Below are 20,611 nucleotides of genomic sequence, written 5' to 3' on the forward strand. Positions count from 1 at the left end.
TCCTAAAACTTTTAAGTTTATGTTCGTTTATAAGCCTCCCTTTATTTTAACAGGTAACTTACTGCCTTAAGATTAATATAAACATATTTTACAATGATTAATCATGTTAATTTTAAATTCTGATTTATGATTAAACCATGTTTTATTATAATAATTTAAATATATATTACAAAAACAAGATGTGTAGTAGCTCTTTTATTTTCAATAATTCAATTCTCAATAAATTCAAAAAAAGCACCAATATTAGGGGGTATGAATAGTTAATTTTTTACTGGTTAAAAAGTGAAAATCAGATTTGCACATTATTTTTTTTAAATGTAATCTTAAATAAAGTTCCGTTATCCTGTTCTAGACTAACTGTACCGCCTAATTCAGTTGCTAACTTGTTTAAAAACCACATATCAAGTGCATTTTTGTTACTCTGGATGTCCAGATTTTCTGGTGAGACTTTGGCATTATCATAAACTGTCAATAAAAAGAATTCGCCTTTTTTACTAATTCTAACTGCTAGTTCGCCCTTCACCTGGTGAGGATCTTCAATTTTATCATCTCCAGATTCTTCAAGCTCTCCAGTTAAAATAATGCGGTTTATTGAATCATTCACCAGTTCGTTTACAATGATCCCGCATGGAATAGCAGTGTTGATGTCAAGTAAAATCTTACTACTGTCAATATCCACCTGAATGGTATTTTTACCAATTCCATATGCTCTGAGTCGGTCAAATACCAGATTTTTAATGAAAACTCCAAAATCAATGTTTAACAGATCAGTGGAAGGGTAAATTTTTTCATGGATTTGAGTTATTGATTTAATGTGGTCCTGGAGATCTTTGAAAAGTTCCAGTGATTTTTTATCGTCAGTGTAGTAAGATTGAAAATTTATCATGGAATTTATTATCTGCAGGTCATTCCGGGTTCTATGATGAATTTTACTAAGGAGTAACTCATTCTCTTCGAGAGTCTTTATGAATTTATCCTGTAAATTTATCTGTTCAGTCACATCTTCAAAGGTCTCTACTGCACCAACTACTTTACCTTTATTATTTTTAATTGCATCCACAGTAAAATGTAACCATTTTCCTTTATCACCCATTATGGGGAAAAAAGCCACAGCTTCACAGGAATTTCCTAAATTTTGGGATTGCCCCTGATATCTTAAAACGAATTTAGATCTGCTATCTTGGGTATTGTACCATTTGGGAATTTCTTCAAGACGTCCGTTAACTATAAAATCAGCCATGCATGGCCTTTCAGAATTGTAAAATACTTGCCATTGCTTATTGGTCCCTAAAATATTCTCAGCCTTGATTTCACTCAATTTTTCCAGGGCATGATTCCAGTAAATAACATTGTGATCATTATTTATAACAAATTGGGGGACCGGAGAAACATCCATTATTTCTTTTAAATCTAGTTCATCCCCACTTAATACCTTTAATTGTTTTTGATTCCTCTTTTTTTTGTGCAATACATTGGGTTCAGAATCACCCCTACCCTCTTTATATGCCATCTTTTTTGCCACGTTTTTAAACTCCCCATTTTTTCAATTTATTTTAAAAAAATAATAAAAATGTAGAATCGGATTCTACACTTCAAGTTTTTAAACTGTTTTTATCCAAGCGCTGGTTTTGCAAGGGGGCTCAATAGAATTATAATGGTTACTATAATTCCGATTATAACTAGTGGGACTCCTGCTTTTAGTATTTCCTTGATCTTCACATATCCTGTTCCGTAGGCCATTGCTACTGTTGGGTCGGCCATTGGGAGCATGAATGATAGTGAACAGGCGATTGCTACTGGAACGGCGTATGTTCCTACTGGTTGGTTCTGTGCAATTGCAAGTGTAACTGATAATGGTACCAATATCGCAGAAAGTGCAATGTTGGACATTACCTGAGTTATAAGAACGGCAATTATCATCAAAACCACCATTATAAGGATGGTTGATGGATTACTTCCCAACATGGCGACAATATCGGATATAAGCCAGTTTGCTGCTCCAGTTTGCAGTAGTGCTGCTCCGAGGCTTAATGCCCCTCCGAAGAAGACGATTAGTCCCCAGTCTACACCGTTCTGTGCATCTTTCCAGTCGAGTATTTTGAATATGAAGAAAAGCACAGCACCGATCAGGGCAATAGAATAACTGTTAAGTCCAGTAAAGCCGGTGGTAACCCATAATCCAATGGTGAATAGAAGTATAATCAATGATTTTTTTTCTACTCCAGTCATGGGGCCTAATGATTCCAGCTTATTTGTTATGGTTTCTGCCCCACCTACTATTCCCTTTACTTCTGGTTTGAACATTCTGCCTAGTAATTTCCAGATGATGAGCATCATGATAATTGCAAGGGGGAATCCGAATATCATCCAGTCTGCGAAGGGGATGTTGGTGTAGGCTGCTGCCATTAGGTTGGGTGCGGTTCCTATTTCTGTTCCGAATCCTCCTGCGAGTGAACCGTAGGATGCACCGAGTACCATGGCTTTTGCGAAGTTGCTTTTACCTTTTTCAGGGTCGTCAACTCCCATTAGTGGGATGATTTCCTTGATTATGGGTAGTAGCATTGCAAAGGCTACCACGTTTTCAATCCAGGCGGATAATATTCCGGTGGAGAATACTGCCACGAAGATGCTTCTATCCGGTGTTGTACCGAATTTATTAAGCATTACGTAAGTTAGTCGTGTGGCTAGTCCGCTTTTTCGGATTGCTTCGGCAATAATAAAACCACCAATCATCAGGAAGATAATTGGGTTTGCAAAACCAATCACAGCATCATCAAAACTTGCAACACCAATTATGGGCTGTATGAATAGTAATATTAAAGAAGTAACTGCTAAATGTACTGCTTCTGTAGCCCACATTATAACGGCGAATACAAGTAATGCAATTGCTGCATGGCCAGGATAGCTTAAACCGTTCATTGGAATTAGCATTATTACTATAAAAGCAATAATGGCCAATGGCATTCCTAAAACTTTTAAGTTTATGTTCGTTTATAAGCCTCCCTTTATTTAACAGGTTACCTAGAACCATGACATAATATATACTTATTTAATAATGATTAATCATTATATTGGATAATTGTTATACAAGTAATAATTTCAAAGAGGTGCTAAATATATTTAATCCAAAAAACAAGTATTGGTTGCAAGATTTAGTCGGTTATTAATACAATATTTATAACTTTCAGTAAGATTTCTGGATTAAAGTTTAAAAATAGACTACATGTGCTGTATGACTTTTTCACCCTGGTATTGGTACTAAGTATCAATAATATTGAAAAATTCAGGAAAATTCTCTATTTATGTATTGTTATAAAAAATAAGTAATGAAAGGTCATTTAAATGACCTTTCACAGGTTTTAACTAGTTTTTTTGCAGTTTGTACCGTCACAGATTCCAGTGCCGGAGTTACTGTTTCCCTGGCCGTACTGGTACTGGTGGCCCTGGTCGCAGTTTGAAGCTCCTGATGCACTGTTTTTCTGACCGTACTGGTACTGGTGTTGATCTCCATCACAACTGCCACAATTTTCACCTGCAGAATCGCAGGATCCCTGACTGTTCTGATATTTATGTTGACTCTGATTACCGGTACAGTTCTGGCCCTGAGTTTGGTCGGTAGTGGTGGTGTTGTCAGTCTGATTCAATGCAAAGGCAGGAACTACGCTGATCATCATCACCAGTGCACATATTAATGCTGCTTTTTTTGGAATTTTCACCTATTTTCACCTCCATGGTGTGTGTGCATTAAGCTAAGTCTAAGATTTTATAAATGATTATTCCAAGTTTATGCCCAAATTGCACCAATTTTATGCCATTAACATACCCAAAATCGTATATAAAACATGAGAATTCTTTTTAATCTTAAAACAAATAATTGGGCATGATTATGGAAAGATTTGGGCATAAACTTGGAATAATTACTTTTATATAGTTGATCTATTTAGTAGTGTAATGTAAATTTAAGGTCTTAAAATAGATTTAAAGAATTATTTAATTCTTAAATAATCTTAAAAATTTTTATAATTTTTTATTAGCTTTAAGACCTCCAAAAAAACGTTATAAATAGAATTAAAACAATTTTAAAACTTGAAAAAAATTTCGGGGGAACAAAATTATGGTTTACGATATATTATCACCGGCCCTACCTTTTATAGGGGGCTATTTACTCACCTACAGCTTATACAAAATGAATTTAATCAAAAAAGCTTTGCACGTCAATATATGGAATTTCATAATTGGAATTGCATTCCTGATAGCTGCCGGAGCAGGTTTCATCCTGCTGTTATTTTTGGAATTCGGGGTGAAATTACCAATCAACCCTCAGCTACTTTACTGGCATGTTGAAGTGGGAATTACTCTGGCTCTGGTAACAATTTTCCACATCCACACCTACTGGAAATCCGCTAAAACCACATTCATCCCTGCCAAGAGGAGGGTGAAATCATGATTGGAAAAGTTACTCACCAAATATCAGATAATACTCCTAAATCAAACGATAAGTCAAAATCTGTTCCATTAAAGGATAAGCTAAAATCTGCATTATCAAAAGAAAATATAAAATCCACATTAGAAACTGGCTCTTTAAAGCAGAAACTCCTTGTAGCAGGTTCTACAATTCCATTCATAGCTGCCAGTACAATGTCTTCTTCATGTGCCACCACTTGCCCCTACGGAATGGTGAATGACCCTTTTCCCGGGCAGTGTTCCCGATACATGGATGTAGGTGGAGATGGAATCTGTGATTTTTCCCAGGCAACACCAGTTACCACTACCGATACATCTACCACTGACACCTCTACTACCTCGCCAGATGATACCAGTACCACCACAGTGGATAGTGGGCATGGAAACGGAGCAAATGCTGATACTCAGGTGCAGGATCAAGTTGATACAAATGCCACCACAGTGCAGGATTCTCCCAGTTTAGACTCTGGAAACCTAAATGGAGATGCAAACAATTACTTTGTCTTGCCCATAAGCATGTTGATTATTGGTGGTTACCTCATCACACATTTCCTGTTTAAAAAGGGAATTCTAAAAAGAAATAAGCATAGAAGAATATGGAATCTACTCCTCACTGCAGGGTGCCTTGGCAGTGGAGGTACTGGGGTTATCCTGGTGTTGTTAATAAATATGGGTATAAAAACAGCATTAAACCCTTCTTTAACTTTCTGGCATGTGGAACTATCAATCCTGATGGTTGTGGGGACCTTGATCCACTTCCACATATACCGAAAACCATTCAGAAACATGTTCAGGGTGCTTTTTGGATTTAAATCAAATTCAGGTAAAACCCCCGGTTCTATAAAAGGGACATCAAAGTAGTCTCTTTACTATTTTTTTTAAATTTTAATTCTACAGGAGAAAATATATTTTTTAACCTTACACAAAGCTGCACTTATTAGCCTTACAGACAACTGTACCTTTTCTGTAACTGATGATCAAGAATCATTCCTATGGGGGAATTATAAACCAGCAGTCTACTGTAGAAAGAAGTTTTAAAAAAACCCGGGTATTTGGATAAATTTCACTTCCAGGGATTAATAAATTATAATTAGTGGAATAATCTCCGTAATGATATTTAAAAAGGTTTTTAAGTCCCAAAATTCAGATAAAAAATTAGTATATATGATAAAAACCTCATAATCCTACCTAACTGATTTTAAGTATTTGCAAATTCATGTAATTTAGGGGAGTAAATCATGAATATAACTTCAAAAAGAGTTAATGGTGTGCTGATAGTGACACCACAGGGTAGATTGGATGCTTATGGTGCGCTGGAGTTAAACGAATCTCTAGAAACCATTATCACAGATACAGATTTAGTGGTTATTTTTAACATGGATGATGTCAGTTACCTGAGCAGTGGAGGTATCAGGAGCCTGCTTGGAACCGAAAGAATCCTGAAAGATAGGGGTGGAATGATACACCTTTGCAATGTGAAACCTTATCCTATGGAAGTCCTGAAAATGGCCGGATTTGACCAGATTTTTTCCATAAAACCTACCCTTAAAGATGCCCTAAAGTTCCAGTCAGATACAGTTAAATCAGAACCAGTGGACTGGGGTAACCTCCCACAATATACTGATGAACAGCTTTCATTTACCATACTTGATATATCATCTGCTGATTCTAATTTGAAAGTAGTTGGTGACATTTCCAAGGTGCTTAAAGCTCAGTTAGACGAGGATAATATCTATTCCCGGAAGTTCCAAGATACAGAATACTCCATTGGACTGGGCGGACTGGGTGAGACTATGAACGACTTCATGGAGATCATGGGGGAAATGATCACCATTGGGGGCACCATGGTCTGGCTCCCCACTGATGGACATAACACTCCTGATTTTTTAATACCAGCAACCGACACAGGAATGGTCACCATCCACACTGGATTTAACGCTGCACTGGATGGAAAGTTCAATGATATCATATTTGCAGAATCCAAAACCAGCGAAGGATTCAGCATGGACGAACTTTACTCATCCCTTTTTCAGATGGCCCGCAAAATGAAACCCTCATTTAAGGGCATCATCAGCCTGGCAATCCAGGCAGATATTGGGGAAATATATAGTTCCGGAATTAGAATATCACCCCTCAAGAAATTTGCCCCTAAAAACCGTGAAATGATCATGCACCCGGATAATATTCAATCCTGGATGAATATAAACACTAAGCCAATGTTTAAGGGTGAAACCATGGTGAGTTTTGGTGTGGGTGTTGATCTGGCCAGTGATCTATCTAGCTTCGATGAAGATGCACTGGGCTCTCTGTTTTACCTGCACCCGGCCAACATTGGAAACAAGGAAATGTTACTCCATAACCATGCAGTGATCTTCAAACACATTCCCCTGAAGAAAAATAGTAACCTGGACGGGCAGATTAGAAAAATCGTCCAGAATGGGGAATTTCTGGACATGTGTCATCTTTTAGATAATTCCAGGCTAAAAAAAGCTTTGATTGGTGTTTCTTACATATCAGATATTACTTTTGAAAAAAAACAGGAAATAACACTGCAGGGTAAATGTGAAAGATGGAATGACACCTACCAGGACATAACCAGCAAAATATTTTCGGATGCAACTGAAATTTACCTAAATCCCATAACCGGGGGGTACAGTGGTTCTGCAGTGTTCAAGGTGGATGCATGGGATCGCTCCGGTAGAAAGGAGATGCCTTTTGTAATGAAACTGGGCCCCTGGTATGAATTAGGGGATGAGCTTAGAGGATATGAAGACCATGTGAAACGTTACATACAAAATAACGCCACACAAATCATAGACCACCGTAGAATAGCCGAATATGGTGGAATATTATACAACTTCGTGGGTATAAATGGCAGGGAAAGCACCATAAAAACCATGGAAGACTACTATGCCTCCCATGGCACCGGAGAGGTTCTAACTGCCCTGGATAAACTCTTCAGAAACGTCCTCCGAAGCTGGTATGGGCAGCCCAAGCTAAAGGAACTGTTCCTTTATGAGGAATACGACTTTTTCTTTAACTACGAAAATATCAAACGTTTTTCATTGGAAAAATTTGGGGTCACATCTGGTGACAAATACGTTGAACTGCCATACGGTCTTGGAAAATCCATAAATCCACTGTACTTTGTGGAAAAAGTAATGAGTGAACGCCGATCCCAATCAGTCAGTGCCTATGAAACTTCCACCCATGGTGACCTGAATCTGAGAAACGTGCTCCTGGATGATGATCTGAACATGTGGCTCATTGACTTTGCTGCCACCAGGTATTCCCACATCCTACGTGATGTGGCTAAACTGGAAACTGCCTTCAAACTGGAATGTGTGGAGGTAAATTCTCTTGAAAAGTTAAAGTACATCTTGGAATTGGAAGAACAGTTCATTGATGCTGAAAATCTCAGTGACATACCACAGATACCCATTCAATCCACTGAAATTCAATTAAATTTTGATAATTCAGATGTTATCAAGGCATTTCAATGCATACGGAGGGTGAGGGAGTACGGTAATATGATAACCCTCTTAGATGAAGATATATCTCAGTATCTTCTGGGATTATTATCCTACACCATGTCTGCAATTTCATTCGTCAGTCTCAATGATTACCAGAAGGAATATGCCTGGATATCTTCATCTTTAATCTGTCAGAAGTTGATTTAGATTTAATTTTTTGGGCATGATTTTAACTTTTTTTGTGAATGTCCATGTTGATAGTAAAGCTTATAAGGATTCTCATCAATTTATCTATATATTGATATATTTGGATATATGAAATTAACAGGGTGGTTGGATAATTTGAAAGAAAAAGAAATAAAAGACTTTGTAAAAGAAAGATATTCAAAAATTGCCAATAAAACAGATTCTTCTTCCTGCTCATGCTGCTCTGGAACTGAAATGGATGGCATAATCATGCAAGCCAAAGCAGTAGGTTACTCTGATGAGGAAATCAAAAGCATCCCTGCAGATGCCATATTTGGTCTGGGATGCGGCAACCCCACAGCATTAGCAGAGATAAAAAAGGGGGAAACAGTTCTGGACCTGGGATCAGGTGGGGGAATAGATGTTTTTCTGGCTGCCAATAAAGTAGGTGATGCAGGAAAGGTCATAGGAGTAGACATGACCCAAGAAATGGTAAAAACTGCCACCCAAAATGCTGAAGCTGGTGGTTATGATAATGTGGAGTTTAAACTGGGTGAGATCGAGAATTTGCCCATTGAAGATAATTCCATTGATGTAATAATCAGTAACTGTGTTATAAATCTCACACCTAACAAGTCTGTGGCCTTTAAAGAAGTTTTCAGGGTTTTAAAAGATGGTGGGAGAATACTAATATCAGATATAGTTACAGAGGGAGAACTTCCGGATGCAGTCCGTAAAAGCTTCCAGGCATGGTCTGAATGCACTGCAGGAGCCATGGAAAAACAAGATTACCTGGAAACCATAAAAAAAGCCGGGTTTAAAGATGTTGAAATCATCAAACAGCACTTCTTCACAGAACCTAAACTGGATGAACGTCTGGTGGGGAAAATAACAAGTGTACAGGTGAGAGCTTTAAAGGAGGAAACAGTGAGTGATGATAAAACTGCATGTTGTGGGGAAAGTATTGTAGGGGCCCCTGAAAAAGAAACAGATATGAATCTGGGATGCTGTGGGGAAACTGGAGATATGAAACCTGAAAGTGAGATAGGAGAAAGTGATGAATGTGGATGTGGAGGAGAATTTCCTGATGAATCACTGGTAAAAAATCCAGATGAACCTAAAAATATGGTTGATCCGGATCTTTTAAAAGGTTTTGAGAAATTTGCCCACGCAATGGGCATTGTAAGCATAGGATACACAAAAGTCATTCCGGAATTAATCAACGCCGAAGAACCTCTTTACCCCAACGCCATTGTTCTAACTCTGGAGATGGGTGAAGATATTATCGAAACTCCTCCAGGCCCAGAAGCCCAGCAATTAAATGATGCAACATATGCAAAACTGGGTAACATAACCTACGCACTTTCGGACTTTATCCGAGCAAATGGGTTCGTCACTCAGGTTGCTCATCCCTATGGGGGCATGGTGGGCTTCTCACAACTTGGTCAGAAAGCAGGTTTAGGCTGGATAGGGCAGAGTGGTCTTTTAATAAGTCCTGAACTTGGACCCCGGCAGAAGATATCAGCCATATTCACCAATATTGAAAATTTACCCCTAAATAATAATGTTGACCATTCATGGATCTCTGATTACTGTGGAAAATGTGGAAAATGTATCAAAGCCTGTCCTGAAAAAGCACTGATAGAAACCAAGAGCTGCTGTGGTAAAGAAATAGAATTCATACAAAAAAGATGTATAGGCTGTAGTCAGGGTTGTACTTACTGTATAGGGGACTGTCCCTTCGATGAGAAAGGGTATGAACATGTAAAAAATAAATTCGATAAAATGAATGCAAAATTAACTTTAAAAAAATCAAAATCAGGCTGTTAATGACTTTAAACATTTAGCAATGATTAATGGGATGATAACAAGGAGATAATACAATGAGTGAAAAAAAGAAGATAGCACTGGCTGCATGTAGTGGAATGAGTCCATACGGTTTAGTTACTCGTGTAACATCATCAGATACAGTTGCAGAAACCGATAATACCATATCCATCTGTATGGGTGCCACTTCCGCAGATAGAGAAGGATTTAGAAATCTAATAAAAAAGTATCCTATCATAGCACTCAGTGGGTGTGATGGTAACTGTACTTCTAAAATACTGGAACAAAAAGGAGTTAAACCAGCTAAAAACATCAATGTAATGGAAGAACTCAATGAAGCCGGTTTAAAACCCACTGATGTGTCCAGATTGGATGATAATGGAGAACTTTGCGTTGAACACATGAAAAATAAAATAAAAAATGAATTAAAAAAGTTTGAATAATTTTTTTTAATTCAAACTCTTTCATTAATTAACAGAACAAATAAGTGGCTTTGTAATGTCAATTAAAAAAATAAAGGATATTTTTTCCTTTAATGAAATACATAGGAATGATCTTCTTTCCAGGTTAAAGGCCGAAGCGCGGCTAATTACAATCCAGGACTTAATGCAGGCTAGTTATTTCCTCATTGAAGATGCCCAGTACATTCAAGGAAGTTATCGTGAGGAATACATTAAAGCTTATACCATGGCTTTCATCGCCCGTGTTAAGGAGGTCAAGGAACACCCTGAATATGATAACACATCTTTGGACATGCAGGAAGTTAAGAACGCTTTAAAATTGCTTCTAGAGCAGGAAAAACAGGTAGAAGATGATGGATTTGATCCGGTTTTTTTCCAGATTTACAAGATTATTTCCCTATACACCACATTTATACTGGAAGAACCAGTTCATCCCGTGGGCACATCATTCCCTGGAGGATTAAAAGTACAATACGATGGTGAAAAGTTTCTTTGCCCGGTGAAAGAACGGCAAAAAGATAATCCGGGGGCTGTTTGTGGTTTTTGTATTGCTCAGCAGGATCCAGAGACAACGTGAAAAAAAACTTGGGGGTTGTTTAAAAGGTTAGAATTGTATATTAGAGTAAATTATATCAACGATTGATTTTTTTTAAACGAAATTGTAATTTTATATTTTTAAGTTACGATTTTCCAAACGCCTGTTGGCAAAGGCAATTGCTTCTTCAAAGGCATCCCTGTGAAGTCCTGATGCCATCTCTTTTTTACATTCCTCATCAGAAAAAAGCCTCATTTTAGCTGATCTGCAGGGATAATGTTGTAATTTGAGTCCAGCTTCGGTTGGTAGATTTTCAGGGTCTAATTTCTTACCCCAATAATTCTCTTTTATAAAATCAGCTACAAAAGAGGTTGATCCGCAAGGGGAGGATCTTAAAACCACTATATCTTCAAGTTTATTTCCTTCCAATTTCAGAACTACTTTAGGCTTCCCTATATCTGATACAAACTTATCGAAAACGGGATTACCATTTTCTTCAAGTTCACACATTATATATGGGCAAACTACATTTTCACGTGTTTCTAACTGGTTTTTGAAGCCGTTACCCCGCCATGCGGCAACTATTATCCAATCAACTTTATCTGCAAATCTTTCAACCAGTTCTAACGTTAGATCCGGATGTGTAGTGTAAGTTATGAGTATGTTAGTATCTTCAATCAGTTTGAGACTTTCATCAGGTATTTCAATGTCATCCATAAACAGGGAAGTGGGTGGTTCAAGTTCTATAAATCTGGTTTCAAATTCCTTTTTTATGGTATCATAGGCCCGGTCACCGTAGGGACCGTCTGTAGCTATTGCAACTTTCAACATTCACTCACCTCAAATGTTTTATTGATCCAATCTTTAATCTCATCTCTAGTCTTTCGGAAAGCATTGATTTTTTCATCTAGATTTCCATCAACTGCCACCGGGTCTTCAAATGATTCGTGGAGATAAGTTTCTCCACCATGGAAAAATGGGCATGCCTCCCCTTCCCCACCACATACTGTTACCACGTAGTCAAATTTGATGCCCTCAAATTCCTTGATGCTTTTGGATCGGTTTCCGGATATATCAACACCCACTTCTCCCATAACTTTCACTGCAAATGGACTTACACAACTCGGATTACTCCCTGCACTGTATGCATCATAATGTTCTCCATACAATGATTTTAGAAGTCCCTCAGCCATTTGAGACCGTGCTGAGTTGTGGTTACAGAGAAACAGAACCTTTTTTTTAACTTTTGGGATTGTCATCTAATCAATAAATGATACATCCATATATTTAAATATATTACATGTCTATAAAAACACTATGAAATCATGTGAAATTAGTGGGGATAAACCTGACCCGGACCAGATTGAAAGACTGGAAAAAATAAAGTCTAAGATTCCTGCAGATGATGTTTTATATGGAAATGCAGAGTCTATAAAAGCTCTCGGGGATCCAACAAGGCTGAAAATAATCTATTTATTAAAATATGGTGAACTGTGTGTTTGTGAAATCTTTACTGCAATGGAAAAACCACAACCAACTGTATCACACCATTTAAACGTATTAAAAAAAGCTGGCTTTTTAAAATGGCGTAAAGAAGGAGTATGGGTTCACTACAGTCTGTCTAATCCAAAAATTATGGATATTTTGGATGAACTGCTTAATAATAGATAATTGGTTGGGGAGAATCCGATGAAAGATGATTTTACAAGTCAAATTACCAATCAAATCTGTGATACTCCTAAATTAGGATTTCTGGACCGATTTTTAACATTATGGATCTTTTTAGCAATGTTACTGGGAGTTTCGCTGGGAGTATTCCTACCTTCCTTCAAGGGGTTGGTGAATAATTTCCAGGTGGGAACCACCAGCATACCCATCGCTATAGGACTTATACTTATGATGTACCCTCCCCTGGCCCGGGTCCGATATGAAGAATTACCTAAGGTCTTCCGGGACTGGAAGGTTTTAGGATTGGCCATGTTTCAGAACTGGATAGTAGCCCCTCTATTGATGTTCGCATTGGCTGTAATATTCTTATCTGCCTACCCTGAGTACATGGTGGGATTGATTCTAATTGGAATAGCTCCCTGCATAGCCATGGTCCTAGTTTGGAATCAGTTGGCCCAGGGAAACAATGAATACGCTGCCAGTTTGGTGGCTTTAAACAGCATATTCCAGGTCCTGTTTTACAGTGTATATGCCTGGTTCTTTATCACAGTAGTACCTCCATTATTAGGGATCCAGGGAACTGTGGTTGATGTTAACATACTACAGATAGCTCAAAGTGTTTTCATTTACCTGGGAATACCATTCATTGCCGGATTTTTCACCAGATTCTTCTTAATTCGGATTAAAGGTAAGGAATGGTATCATGAAAAATTCATACCAAAAATAAGTCCCATAACTCTTATAGCACTTTTATTTACTATCGTGGTGATGTTCAGCTTAAAGGGAGATTACATAGTTCAGATACCACTAGACGTGGTAATTATAGCCATACCTCTGCTGGTCTACTTTGTGGTGATGTTTTTCATCACATTTTTCCTGGGATACAAATTGGGCGCGGATTATACTCGGACCACAGCCATATCATTTACAGCAGCCAGTAACAACTTTGAACTGGCGATAGCAGTAGCCATAGCAGTTTTTGGGATAGGATCGGGAGTGGCATTTGCCACAGTAATAGGTCCATTAATAGAAGTACCTATCCTAATAAGTCTGGTTAATGTTGCATTGATCTTCCAAAAGCGCTATTTTAAAGAATCTTAATAGATTTTAGAGAGATATTAAGTAACAATAAAAGGCCTTATTAACTGTACAATAATCAGAAAACAGTAATTAATCTATATTTCGGAGATCAAGATGAATATTGGGTTTATACTAACAAAAAGTCCATCTGAACAGGGATTCAAAACATTTATGGATTTCACACAATTATACATCCATAATGATCAAATTTCCATCTATTTAGTGGGAAATGGAGTTTATGCTGCACGAGAAAATTACCTAAATCCAGATATGGAGAGGCTTTTTAAAAATTCAAAGGTTTATGTGTATGGTGATGATCTGAAAGCCAGAGGAATTGAAGATAGGCAACTAAAAGAGGGGTTAATGGTGTTTAGTGAGTATGATGATCTGGTGGTGGATGTCATGGAGAACTTTCATCAGGTCGTGAGTTTTTAAAACACTTAAATCTTTCAAAACACTGAAATAATGGGGCAGATGGTGGGATTATGGACACCTTAAATAAAAATTCACTAAATAATAAAACAATGGGCATTGTATTATTGGACGGTCCTTACATTTCTCAATACTCTGATATTGGATATAAAATGGCTGAAACTGCCTTAAACCTTGGATATGTGGTTAAAATATTTTTATACATGGATGGAGTACATATACCCCAAAAAGATCAGAATCCTCGTGATTTCCAGAATGTTTCACAGAATTTTAAAGATTTGATTAAAAAAGGCGCTGAAATTAAAGCATGTATACGTTGTGCTGCTGCAAGGGGGTATGTGGACCAATCAAATTATTTAGATGGAGTTGAAATAACCAGCATCTATGATCTTGCAGAATGGATGAAAGAAGACAATAAAATCATAACTTTAGGTCGGTAACATGCAGTCTGCACTGATAATTATAGATAAAGCTCCTTATGGGCACGAAAATGCTTTAAGTGGAATTTATATTGCACTAGCCGGCTTGGATAAAGGAATACATGCAGATATTCTCTTAATTGGTGACGGTGTTTATGCGGCTTTGAAAGATCAATCTCCAGAAAAAACAATTGAATATCCCTCAGTGAGTGAATTAATTTATTCAATTTTCCCCGAAGGAAATTTATTTATACATTTAGATTCTTTAACCCAAAGAGGGATTGAATATGGGGAATTGGTTGAAATAGTTGAAATAGTTGATGATAAAACGCTTTACAACATTTTAAAATCAAAAAATCATATAATAAAAGTTTAAGAGGCGGTAAAATGGAAATGAAAGAATTAAAATACGAAATTTTTGAAGATGGGGCCCTGGTAAAAAGCGTTTCCATAACCAAGATAATGCCCTGCATGGCAGAGGAAGGGCGGGTTAAACTGGCAATGCAGTTTGATTCAGCATTAGATCAGGTAATGCCAATGTTTTCAAGTAAATTTCCACCAGGAAAAGTGAATTATATCCCGCACAAAAAAATCCTGACACTAAATACACACGATAGAGTGATATCATTCTTCCCATCTGGAAGGATCATGATGATGAATACCAGGGACCCTGAAGAAGGAATAAAAATAATAACAGAGTTCATGGAAAAAATAAACCAATGTTACCTGGAAAGTGAGAGTGGTGATGTTGATGAGGATCTATCAGAAAAACTGTCAAAAATAGGTCCATTAAACATTTATAACTGCCTACCTCAAACTAACTGTGAAGAGTGCGGAACTGCCACCTGCATGGCATTTTCAATGAAACTTCTATCAGGAGATGCCACATTAGATCAATGCAAACCTCTCCTAAAAACTGAAAACTTGGATAAATTGAATTCTATAAAGGAACTTCTGGGGGATCAACTAATGAAAACATTAGGATGGGTTGAAAAATAGTAGGTTATATTGTGTTTTTTCTTTAATGACTTGAATTATATAGTAATCATCTTAACAAGAGGGGTTACGATTTTGTTAGACAAATTGAAAAGTATGAGCATTCAGGGTCAAACAACCAAAGACCAGCTTTTATGTGTAATTAAGGAAGATGCCAGAAAATTTAATATTGATGATATTCAACAGTGCAGCCTTCAGATTCAACAGGAAGCAGAATGCATTCATACCAGTTACAAAAAGGAATATATCAAAGCCGAAATCGGATTTTTAATCCGTATCCGAGAGGTTAAAGATGATAACTTTTGTTATGATGGTCAGGTAGATATGGATGAACTGAATACTGCCATTGACATTCTTGAAGAACAAGAAAAAATGGTAAAAGACATGGAAGAGATGAACCCCTCCCTCCTCCAGATATATTCAATCATATCCTTATACACTACATTTATAAAGGACGAACCTATCCATCAAGTGGGAACGCTATTTCCCGGTGGGTTCACGGTTAAAAAAGAGGGGAGCAAGTACACTTGCCCTGTGAAAGATAACAACGATGACAATCCCCTGGCATTGTGCCCATTTTGTATTGCAGAACAAGATGAGGAAGTTTGATATTTAATGAATTCTCATCAATTAGCATAGTTAGTATAATTTGTTGAAAAATTAATGGAATTTATAAACAGACTAAAAACAGAATATTAAATGAAATTTGTTGATATTTAATGATTAAAATGAACTAATTTACTTGGTGAATCTTTTCATGACTTCCCGGGCAGCCTTGGTTTTCACCAGTATAGAAACCTTCATCCCCTTTTTCAAGATGATATCTGGTTTGGGGATGGTTATATCTCCATTTTCATAAACTGCAACGATTATAAAGTCTTCGGTAGGGCTGATATCTCCAACTTTCTTTCCTACTACTTTTTCATTCTCCAGATTAAAATCAAGTAATTCTGCGTCACCTTTTCCCATTACCACTAGATCAGCGATTTTAGGTCGAATAATCAGTTTTTCCAGGTAACTGGCCGCAGTGATCTCTGGGCTGATAACTGAATCAATACCTACTTTGCGGAAAGCCTCAGCATGGCTGGGTTCACTTACCCTGGCGATGATTTTGGGAAGTTTAAATTCCCTCACCAAAATACAGGCAAGTAAATTAGCCTCATCATTACCAGTTGCTGCCACAAATACATCTGCACTGGACACATTAGCCTCTTCAAGCGTTTTAGTATCGGTACCATTACCGCAGATCACCAGTGCATCCAGTTCTGCTGCAGCATTGGTGCATAAGCTTTCATCATTTTCAATTAGAGTAACATCATGACCATCCGCAATTAAGAAGGAAGCCAGGTTCAATCCGACTCTTCCACCACCCATTACAACCACATACATCTTGAACCACCTTTAAAGTAACAATTAACATAATAATAGGAGCATAAAATACTCAGTGACGTGAAAATCCTTAGAACGTTTCTAATATGAAGATTATATTACATGCACTGAATTCTAGCACCTTTCCCAGAGAATATACTCCTGAGGCGGGTGATTTTTCTTTGCATTCCTGCAAACTAACAATATTTCTAGGTAGGACTTAAAGATAGACCTTACATCCCATATAAATTTTCCGACAGATAGTAATGAACAATAATTCTGGAAATTGCCCAGTTCCTGATTTAAAGGATTGAATAACATTTTTTATCTGATCTTTCTCAGCAAGGAAACATATTAAACGAAATTGATTGGATATTGTTTATTTCCAGTGTATAATGCCTTAATTTTAGTAAAAATAGATTTTTTTTAAAGAGAAAGAGATTTATATGGGGAAAAATTAATAAGAAGCTGTATTCTATGCTAAAAATATAAAGTAATGAAAATAAAAATAAGATTGGCTTATACTGCTCCATGGGGGTGGTGTTGTTTTTTCAAAACTATGGTGCTGTCTGCAGAGTTCTTTAAGGCGATGCTGAAACCGGGTTCTGCACCAATCACCAGGGTTTCTTTTCCATTTTCCTTGGCAATATTGATTAATGGTAAAAAATCAGTATTACGGGTCATTAATGCCACCACATCAATGTTGGGGTTGTGTATGGCTTCAAAGGCTTCAACTGCCATTTGAACATCAATATCTCCGGCAACAATTATGGGTGATAAGCCCTGGTTAACAATAGCTTCAATAAGTTTGTCTGAGGCGTACTGGTTTAAGAAAACTTTTCCCACCTTTATTTTCCCATAATCCGCCAGTATTTCTTGTACTACGTCTAGATCGAAATCAAATTCTTTTCGTAGCATGTTAGGTCCATCTATTAATAAAGCAACACTTTTTACATTAGGTTCTCCCATTCTGGGAATATATTCTTTAAATTTTTCGAGGTTACGCATTGTTCCTCCTGGTTCTATTCAAGATAAACACGAGCCAGGTGTTTTAATATTAGTTGTAATATTATTAATATATTTTTATTATCGTTCTTATTATTATTGTTAAATTTTTAGTTTTTAAAGCTTTTTAAAGCAGCATGACATTCATATTTGACATTTTTAGGTCATACGGATTCGTGATGTGGTCCTTTTAATTCTTTTGGAATCAAGTAAGAACTAGTCTATTTTATTCAATCCGAATAATAAATAGCTATGCCCAAATTACACCCAAATATCAAATAAATCAGGGGAAGTTTAAGCAACCCTAAATATCTGAATTGTATTTTAAATATTTTATTTGCACTTTGGGACATTATAATATGAAGAAAAATCTAAAAAAAGGTTAAAAAAAAAGATTCAATGAAATTATTTGATTTTCATGACTGGAAACTGCACATCAGTTAAAAGTTCACTTTCAGGAACTTCTGCAGGATCATTTAGATATACCTCAGTTACTGGTCCCACAATGTCATAACCATTTGCAACAGCATAATCCACCACTGCGTGTATAACTGGCCCCACTTCAGTATAAGGACCTTGATGTATGGCTGAAAGTACGGTGTGTTCTGGGACTTCTTTAATACCGATCTTGCCTTCTGGTACTGCATCTCCTGCAAATGAAAAGCCGATTTCATATTGCAGATCTTCCTCAGCCACATCTTCCGGGCTGTTGAAATAGGTTCCATAAACCCGACCAGTCATTTCAAGGCCTTTTTCCATAACCCACTGTCCTACTTCCTGGATATGTTCTGGGATAAGTTCATAACTTCCACTGTATGGAATATAAGCAACTTTAGTCTCTTCTATTCTTTTTTCTATTACATCCATTATTACACCCAATTGTAATTTGGTGTTTGGTTTGTTAATATTTTGTGATGGAACATCCACATAATTAAACACGTTTTTGTGTCTTAAGAGAGCTTCTGGGTTTTTTCGGACCTTATAACCAAGTGAAACTCCGAAGTGAACTTCATAATTTTCTGGTATGCCGAATTCTTCCATATTCTCTCCATTAAGGAAGTAAAATTTGGCCAATCCTATCCAACATGAACCAATATCCATACTTTCTGCAGCCAGGAGCATGTTACTAACCGCTGCTGCGCAATCAACCAGGGGTGTGGTGGCATCTTTTCGTCCGGAGACTATTATGATTGTTGGTGCCTGGTGGAAGATGTTCAGACTCTCAGCTTTCCCCATATTCGCTATCCATTCCACATCCATTGTTTTCATAACTTCCTTGGCACCTTCATTGATCTGGTTTATCAGATCCCTATTTTGAATTATGGTAAAATGCCATGGCTGGTCATTATGGCCGGTAGGGGCATAAATGGCAGCTTCCAGGATTTTTTCCAGCTCTTCATCTTTAATCTGCTTATCCTGATACTTACGAACACTTCTTCTGCTTTTAATAATGTCAAGGACTTGGTTCATATTCCCACCTGAACTACAAACTTTCATTATTTTAGAACTTTCAGTAATGCGAAGGTTAGACATAGTTGATTGAAATCATATATAAATGATAGAGAATTTTAAAACAAAACTAAAGTTTTAAAAGACTTAAAAGGGCATTTAATAAGTATATTTGGATAAATTAGTGATTTAGTGGATAATTATAGAAAGGAGATATTAATAATTATATAGAACAATTAGGGGAATAGGGAGATATTAATAATTATATAGAACAATTAGGGGAATAGGGAGATATTAATAATTATATCGACCAATTAGGGAAATATGGGGATATTTGGAGAGATGATACTCTTATATTTTAATAATACTCTTACCTTTTAATACACAAAGAAAAAAATCGAAGGTCATGGGGTCAGATTAATCCGGCTTCCATAGATTCACGAAATAGCATTAAATTGGCCTAACTGGATATTGGGATGATTTTTTTGCTAACTCTCGGTCAATAATATTTCATTTATCTTTAAATATTAAATAAATATTAAAAACAGTTTAAAATATCAAACCCGGCTGATCATAATAGGTAACTATTTTTTCACCACAGGGAATTGTATTTCAGTTAAAGCCTCACTCTGGGAGACTTCAGAAGGATCATTAAGATAACTTTCCAGGACAGGCCCCGTGATCTGGTAACCTTCATTTGCTGCGTACTGAATGAGATCCATATAAACTGATGCTGCGTCACCATAAGGTCCTTTAAAAACAGTTCTAACTGCTTCATGAGATGGTACAGTTTTTATCTTAATATCAGCTTCCCCTTCTAATTCCCCAACAAAGGCTGCTCCAACTTCCCATTCCAGCTCTTCTTCAGAAACATCCACCGGACTGTTATAGTATAATCCATAGACTGGCATTTGAATTTCCACGTTTTTGACCATTAACCATCCCACAACTTTACCTAATGTATCTGGAATCTGCTGATAACTTCCTTTCTTTAAGATGAAAGCCACCTGATATTCTGGGATGTTTTTTATTTCGATTTTCATGATTTTACTCCACAATCTTAGTTTTTAATTTATATGCCCTGATTATTCCATATTGGATAATTTAGTCCTGTAATTTCATTCTATTTTATTATTGTAATACACATAAACATATTATTTTACTAAGACCACTTGAAAAGTAATGCAATTGAAAGGTAATAATATCCTTTGTTTTAGTGGTGGAATATACTTTAAGGAGTCATTATTT

22 protein-coding genes are annotated in these 20,611 nt (G+C 36.8%); 13 read left to right on the top strand and 9 right to left on the bottom strand.

The window, feature by feature from the left end:
* Positions 1 to 289: 289 nt before the first annotated feature.
* The 3 genes from A994_RS04585 to A994_RS04595 form a co-directional block, all read right to left on the bottom strand.
* Positions 290 to 1,522 carry a histidine kinase dimerization/phosphoacceptor domain -containing protein gene (locus tag A994_RS04585; protein WP_004030141.1) on the bottom strand — a complete coding sequence of 411 codons (1,233 nt, stop codon included), beginning with the start codon at positions 1,520 to 1,522 and terminating at the stop codon, positions 290 to 292.
* An 89-nt stretch (positions 1,523 to 1,611) separates the two neighbouring features.
* The gene (locus tag A994_RS04590) at positions 1,612 to 2,964 is read right to left on the bottom strand and encodes a DASS family sodium-coupled anion symporter (RefSeq protein ID WP_004030142.1); all 1,353 of its coding nucleotides are present in this window, start codon (positions 2,962 to 2,964) and stop codon (positions 1,612 to 1,614) included.
* A 395-nt stretch (positions 2,965 to 3,359) separates the two neighbouring features.
* Complete coding sequence (locus tag A994_RS04595) at positions 3,360 to 3,716, bottom strand: hypothetical protein (protein WP_004030143.1); 357 nt, start codon at positions 3,714 to 3,716, stop codon at positions 3,360 to 3,362.
* A gap of 398 nt (positions 3,717 to 4,114) precedes the next feature.
* Between A994_RS04595 and A994_RS04600 the strand changes: the two genes are divergently transcribed.
* The 6 genes from A994_RS04600 (at position 4,115) to A994_RS04630 (ending at position 10,988) form a co-directional block, all read left to right on the top strand.
* Positions 4,115 to 4,447 (top strand): hypothetical protein, encoded by a 333-nt coding sequence (locus A994_RS04600; protein WP_004030144.1) that lies wholly within the window; start codon positions 4,115 to 4,117, stop codon positions 4,445 to 4,447.
* Positions 4,444 to 5,325 (top strand): hypothetical protein, encoded by an 882-nt coding sequence (locus A994_RS04605; RefSeq protein ID WP_004030146.1) that lies wholly within the window; start codon positions 4,444 to 4,446, stop codon positions 5,323 to 5,325. Before A994_RS04600 ends, A994_RS04605 begins: the two co-directional genes overlap by 4 nt.
* Before the next feature lie 377 nt (positions 5,326 to 5,702).
* Positions 5,703 to 8,144 carry an anti-sigma factor antagonist gene (locus A994_RS04610; protein WP_004030150.1) on the top strand — a complete coding sequence of 814 codons (2,442 nt, stop codon included), beginning with the start codon at positions 5,703 to 5,705 and terminating at the stop codon, positions 8,142 to 8,144.
* Positions 8,145 to 8,279: 135 nt separating this feature from the next.
* On the top strand, positions 8,280 to 9,953 hold the full coding sequence (arsM, locus tag A994_RS13255; RefSeq protein ID WP_004030152.1) for an arsenite methyltransferase: 1,674 nt from the start codon (positions 8,280 to 8,282) through the stop codon (positions 9,951 to 9,953).
* A 53-nt stretch (positions 9,954 to 10,006) separates the two neighbouring features.
* Entirely contained in the window at positions 10,007 to 10,393 is a 387-nt protein-coding gene (locus tag A994_RS04625; RefSeq protein ID WP_004030153.1) for a putative zinc-binding protein, read from the top strand.
* 55 nt (positions 10,394 to 10,448) lie between these two features.
* Positions 10,449 to 10,988, top strand: a complete 540-nt coding sequence (locus A994_RS04630; RefSeq protein ID WP_004030154.1) for a DUF2115 domain-containing protein — start codon at positions 10,449 to 10,451, stop codon at positions 10,986 to 10,988.
* Positions 10,989 to 11,078: 90 nt separating this feature from the next.
* Here A994_RS04630 and A994_RS04635 read toward each other — a convergent pair whose 3' ends face one another.
* Positions 11,079 to 11,777: a DUF166 domain-containing protein gene (locus A994_RS04635; RefSeq protein ID WP_048204076.1), complete on the bottom strand. Its 699-nt coding sequence runs from the start codon at positions 11,775 to 11,777 to the stop codon at positions 11,079 to 11,081.
* Positions 11,771 to 12,205: an arsenate reductase ArsC gene (locus A994_RS04640; protein WP_004030159.1), complete on the bottom strand. Its 435-nt coding sequence runs from the start codon at positions 12,203 to 12,205 to the stop codon at positions 11,771 to 11,773. The genes A994_RS04635 and A994_RS04640 overlap by 7 nt, the downstream gene beginning before the upstream one ends.
* A gap of 58 nt (positions 12,206 to 12,263) precedes the next feature.
* On the opposite strand from A994_RS04640, the gene A994_RS04645 reads away from it, so the two are divergent.
* The 7 genes from A994_RS04645 (at position 12,264) to A994_RS04675 (ending at position 16,150) form a co-directional block, all read left to right on the top strand.
* Positions 12,264 to 12,617: an ArsR/SmtB family transcription factor gene (locus tag A994_RS04645; RefSeq protein WP_004030160.1), complete on the top strand. Its 354-nt coding sequence runs from the start codon at positions 12,264 to 12,266 to the stop codon at positions 12,615 to 12,617.
* A gap of 18 nt (positions 12,618 to 12,635) precedes the next feature.
* The gene (gene arsB, locus A994_RS04650) at positions 12,636 to 13,715 is read left to right on the top strand and encodes an ACR3 family arsenite efflux transporter (RefSeq protein WP_048204077.1); all 1,080 of its coding nucleotides are present in this window, start codon (positions 12,636 to 12,638) and stop codon (positions 13,713 to 13,715) included.
* A gap of 93 nt (positions 13,716 to 13,808) precedes the next feature.
* Positions 13,809 to 14,129: a DsrH/TusB family sulfur metabolism protein gene (locus A994_RS04655; protein ID WP_004030162.1), complete on the top strand. Its 321-nt coding sequence runs from the start codon at positions 13,809 to 13,811 to the stop codon at positions 14,127 to 14,129.
* A 50-nt stretch (positions 14,130 to 14,179) separates the two neighbouring features.
* Positions 14,180 to 14,566, top strand: coding sequence for a DsrE/DsrF/TusD sulfur relay family protein (locus A994_RS04660; protein ID WP_004030163.1), 387 nt, complete (start codon positions 14,180 to 14,182; stop codon positions 14,564 to 14,566).
* 1 nt (position 14,567) lies between these two features.
* A complete protein-coding gene (locus tag A994_RS04665) occupies positions 14,568 to 14,921 on the top strand; it encodes a DsrE family protein (RefSeq protein WP_004030165.1) in 354 nt (117 codons plus the stop codon).
* Positions 14,922 to 14,932: 11 nt separating this feature from the next.
* Positions 14,933 to 15,544, top strand: coding sequence for a (Fe-S)-binding protein (locus A994_RS04670; protein ID WP_004030167.1), 612 nt, complete (start codon positions 14,933 to 14,935; stop codon positions 15,542 to 15,544).
* Positions 15,545 to 15,616: 72 nt separating this feature from the next.
* Positions 15,617 to 16,150, top strand: a complete 534-nt coding sequence (locus A994_RS04675) for a DUF2115 family protein (RefSeq protein WP_004030168.1) — start codon at positions 15,617 to 15,619, stop codon at positions 16,148 to 16,150.
* A gap of 129 nt (positions 16,151 to 16,279) precedes the next feature.
* On the opposite strand, the gene A994_RS04680 is transcribed toward A994_RS04675, so the two are convergent.
* The 4 genes from A994_RS04680 to A994_RS04695 form a co-directional block, all read right to left on the bottom strand.
* Positions 16,280 to 16,930, bottom strand: coding sequence for a potassium channel family protein (locus A994_RS04680; protein ID WP_004030169.1), 651 nt, complete (start codon positions 16,928 to 16,930; stop codon positions 16,280 to 16,282).
* Between the two features lie 498 nt (positions 16,931 to 17,428).
* Positions 17,429 to 17,917 (bottom strand): TIGR00288 family NYN domain-containing protein, encoded by a 489-nt coding sequence (locus tag A994_RS04685; protein WP_004030170.1) that lies wholly within the window; start codon positions 17,915 to 17,917, stop codon positions 17,429 to 17,431.
* 402 nt (positions 17,918 to 18,319) lie between these two features.
* On the bottom strand, positions 18,320 to 19,384 hold the full coding sequence (locus A994_RS04690) for a nitroreductase family protein (protein WP_004030171.1): 1,065 nt from the start codon (positions 19,382 to 19,384) through the stop codon (positions 18,320 to 18,322).
* Positions 19,385 to 19,947: 563 nt separating this feature from the next.
* Positions 19,948 to 20,406, bottom strand: coding sequence for a GyrI-like domain-containing protein (locus tag A994_RS04695; protein ID WP_004030172.1), 459 nt, complete (start codon positions 20,404 to 20,406; stop codon positions 19,948 to 19,950).
* Between the last annotated feature and the right edge of the window lie 205 nt (positions 20,407 to 20,611).

The sequence above is a fragment of the Methanobacterium formicicum DSM 3637 genome (assembly GCF_000302455.1).
Classification (GTDB): Archaea; Methanobacteriota; Methanobacteria; order Methanobacteriales; family Methanobacteriaceae; genus Methanobacterium; species Methanobacterium formicicum_A.

What these genes read in the sequence shown, in the direction of transcription:
- A994_RS04630 (WP_004030154.1), top strand. Translation starts at nt 10,449, where the DNA reads ATGTCAATTAAAAAAATAAAGGATATTTTTTCCTTTAATGAAATACAT.
- A994_RS04635 (WP_048204076.1), bottom strand. Translation starts at nt 11,777, where the DNA reads ATGTTGAAAGTTGCAATAGCTACAGACGGTCCCTACGGTGACCGGGCC.
- A994_RS04660 (WP_004030163.1), top strand. Translation starts at nt 14,180, where the DNA reads ATGGACACCTTAAATAAAAATTCACTAAATAATAAAACAATGGGCATT.
- A994_RS04600 (WP_004030144.1), top strand. Translation starts at nt 4,115, where the DNA reads ATGGTTTACGATATATTATCACCGGCCCTACCTTTTATAGGGGGCTAT.
- A994_RS04665 (WP_004030165.1), top strand. Translation starts at nt 14,568, where the DNA reads ATGCAGTCTGCACTGATAATTATAGATAAAGCTCCTTATGGGCACGAA.
- A994_RS04605 (WP_004030146.1), top strand. Translation starts at nt 4,444, where the DNA reads ATGATTGGAAAAGTTACTCACCAAATATCAGATAATACTCCTAAATCA.
- A994_RS04680 (WP_004030169.1), bottom strand. Translation starts at nt 16,930, where the DNA reads ATGTATGTGGTTGTAATGGGTGGTGGAAGAGTCGGATTGAACCTGGCT.
- A994_RS04640 (WP_004030159.1), bottom strand. Translation starts at nt 12,205, where the DNA reads ATGACAATCCCAAAAGTTAAAAAAAAGGTTCTGTTTCTCTGTAACCAC.
- A994_RS04670 (WP_004030167.1), top strand. Translation starts at nt 14,933, where the DNA reads ATGGAAATGAAAGAATTAAAATACGAAATTTTTGAAGATGGGGCCCTG.
- A994_RS04645 (WP_004030160.1), top strand. Translation starts at nt 12,264, where the DNA reads ATGAAATCATGTGAAATTAGTGGGGATAAACCTGACCCGGACCAGATT.
- A994_RS04610 (WP_004030150.1), top strand. Translation starts at nt 5,703, where the DNA reads ATGAATATAACTTCAAAAAGAGTTAATGGTGTGCTGATAGTGACACCA.
- A994_RS04655 (WP_004030162.1), top strand. Translation starts at nt 13,809, where the DNA reads ATGAATATTGGGTTTATACTAACAAAAAGTCCATCTGAACAGGGATTC.
- A994_RS04685 (WP_004030170.1), bottom strand. Translation starts at nt 17,917, where the DNA reads ATGCGTAACCTCGAAAAATTTAAAGAATATATTCCCAGAATGGGAGAA.
- A994_RS04590 (WP_004030142.1), bottom strand. Translation starts at nt 2,964, where the DNA reads ATGCCATTGGCCATTATTGCTTTTATAGTAATAATGCTAATTCCAATG.
- A994_RS04695 (WP_004030172.1), bottom strand. Translation starts at nt 20,406, where the DNA reads ATGAAAATCGAAATAAAAAACATCCCAGAATATCAGGTGGCTTTCATC.
- arsB (WP_048204077.1), top strand. Translation starts at nt 12,636, where the DNA reads ATGAAAGATGATTTTACAAGTCAAATTACCAATCAAATCTGTGATACT.
- A994_RS04690 (WP_004030171.1), bottom strand. Translation starts at nt 19,384, where the DNA reads ATGAACCAAGTCCTTGACATTATTAAAAGCAGAAGAAGTGTTCGTAAG.
- A994_RS04625 (WP_004030153.1), top strand. Translation starts at nt 10,007, where the DNA reads ATGAGTGAAAAAAAGAAGATAGCACTGGCTGCATGTAGTGGAATGAGT.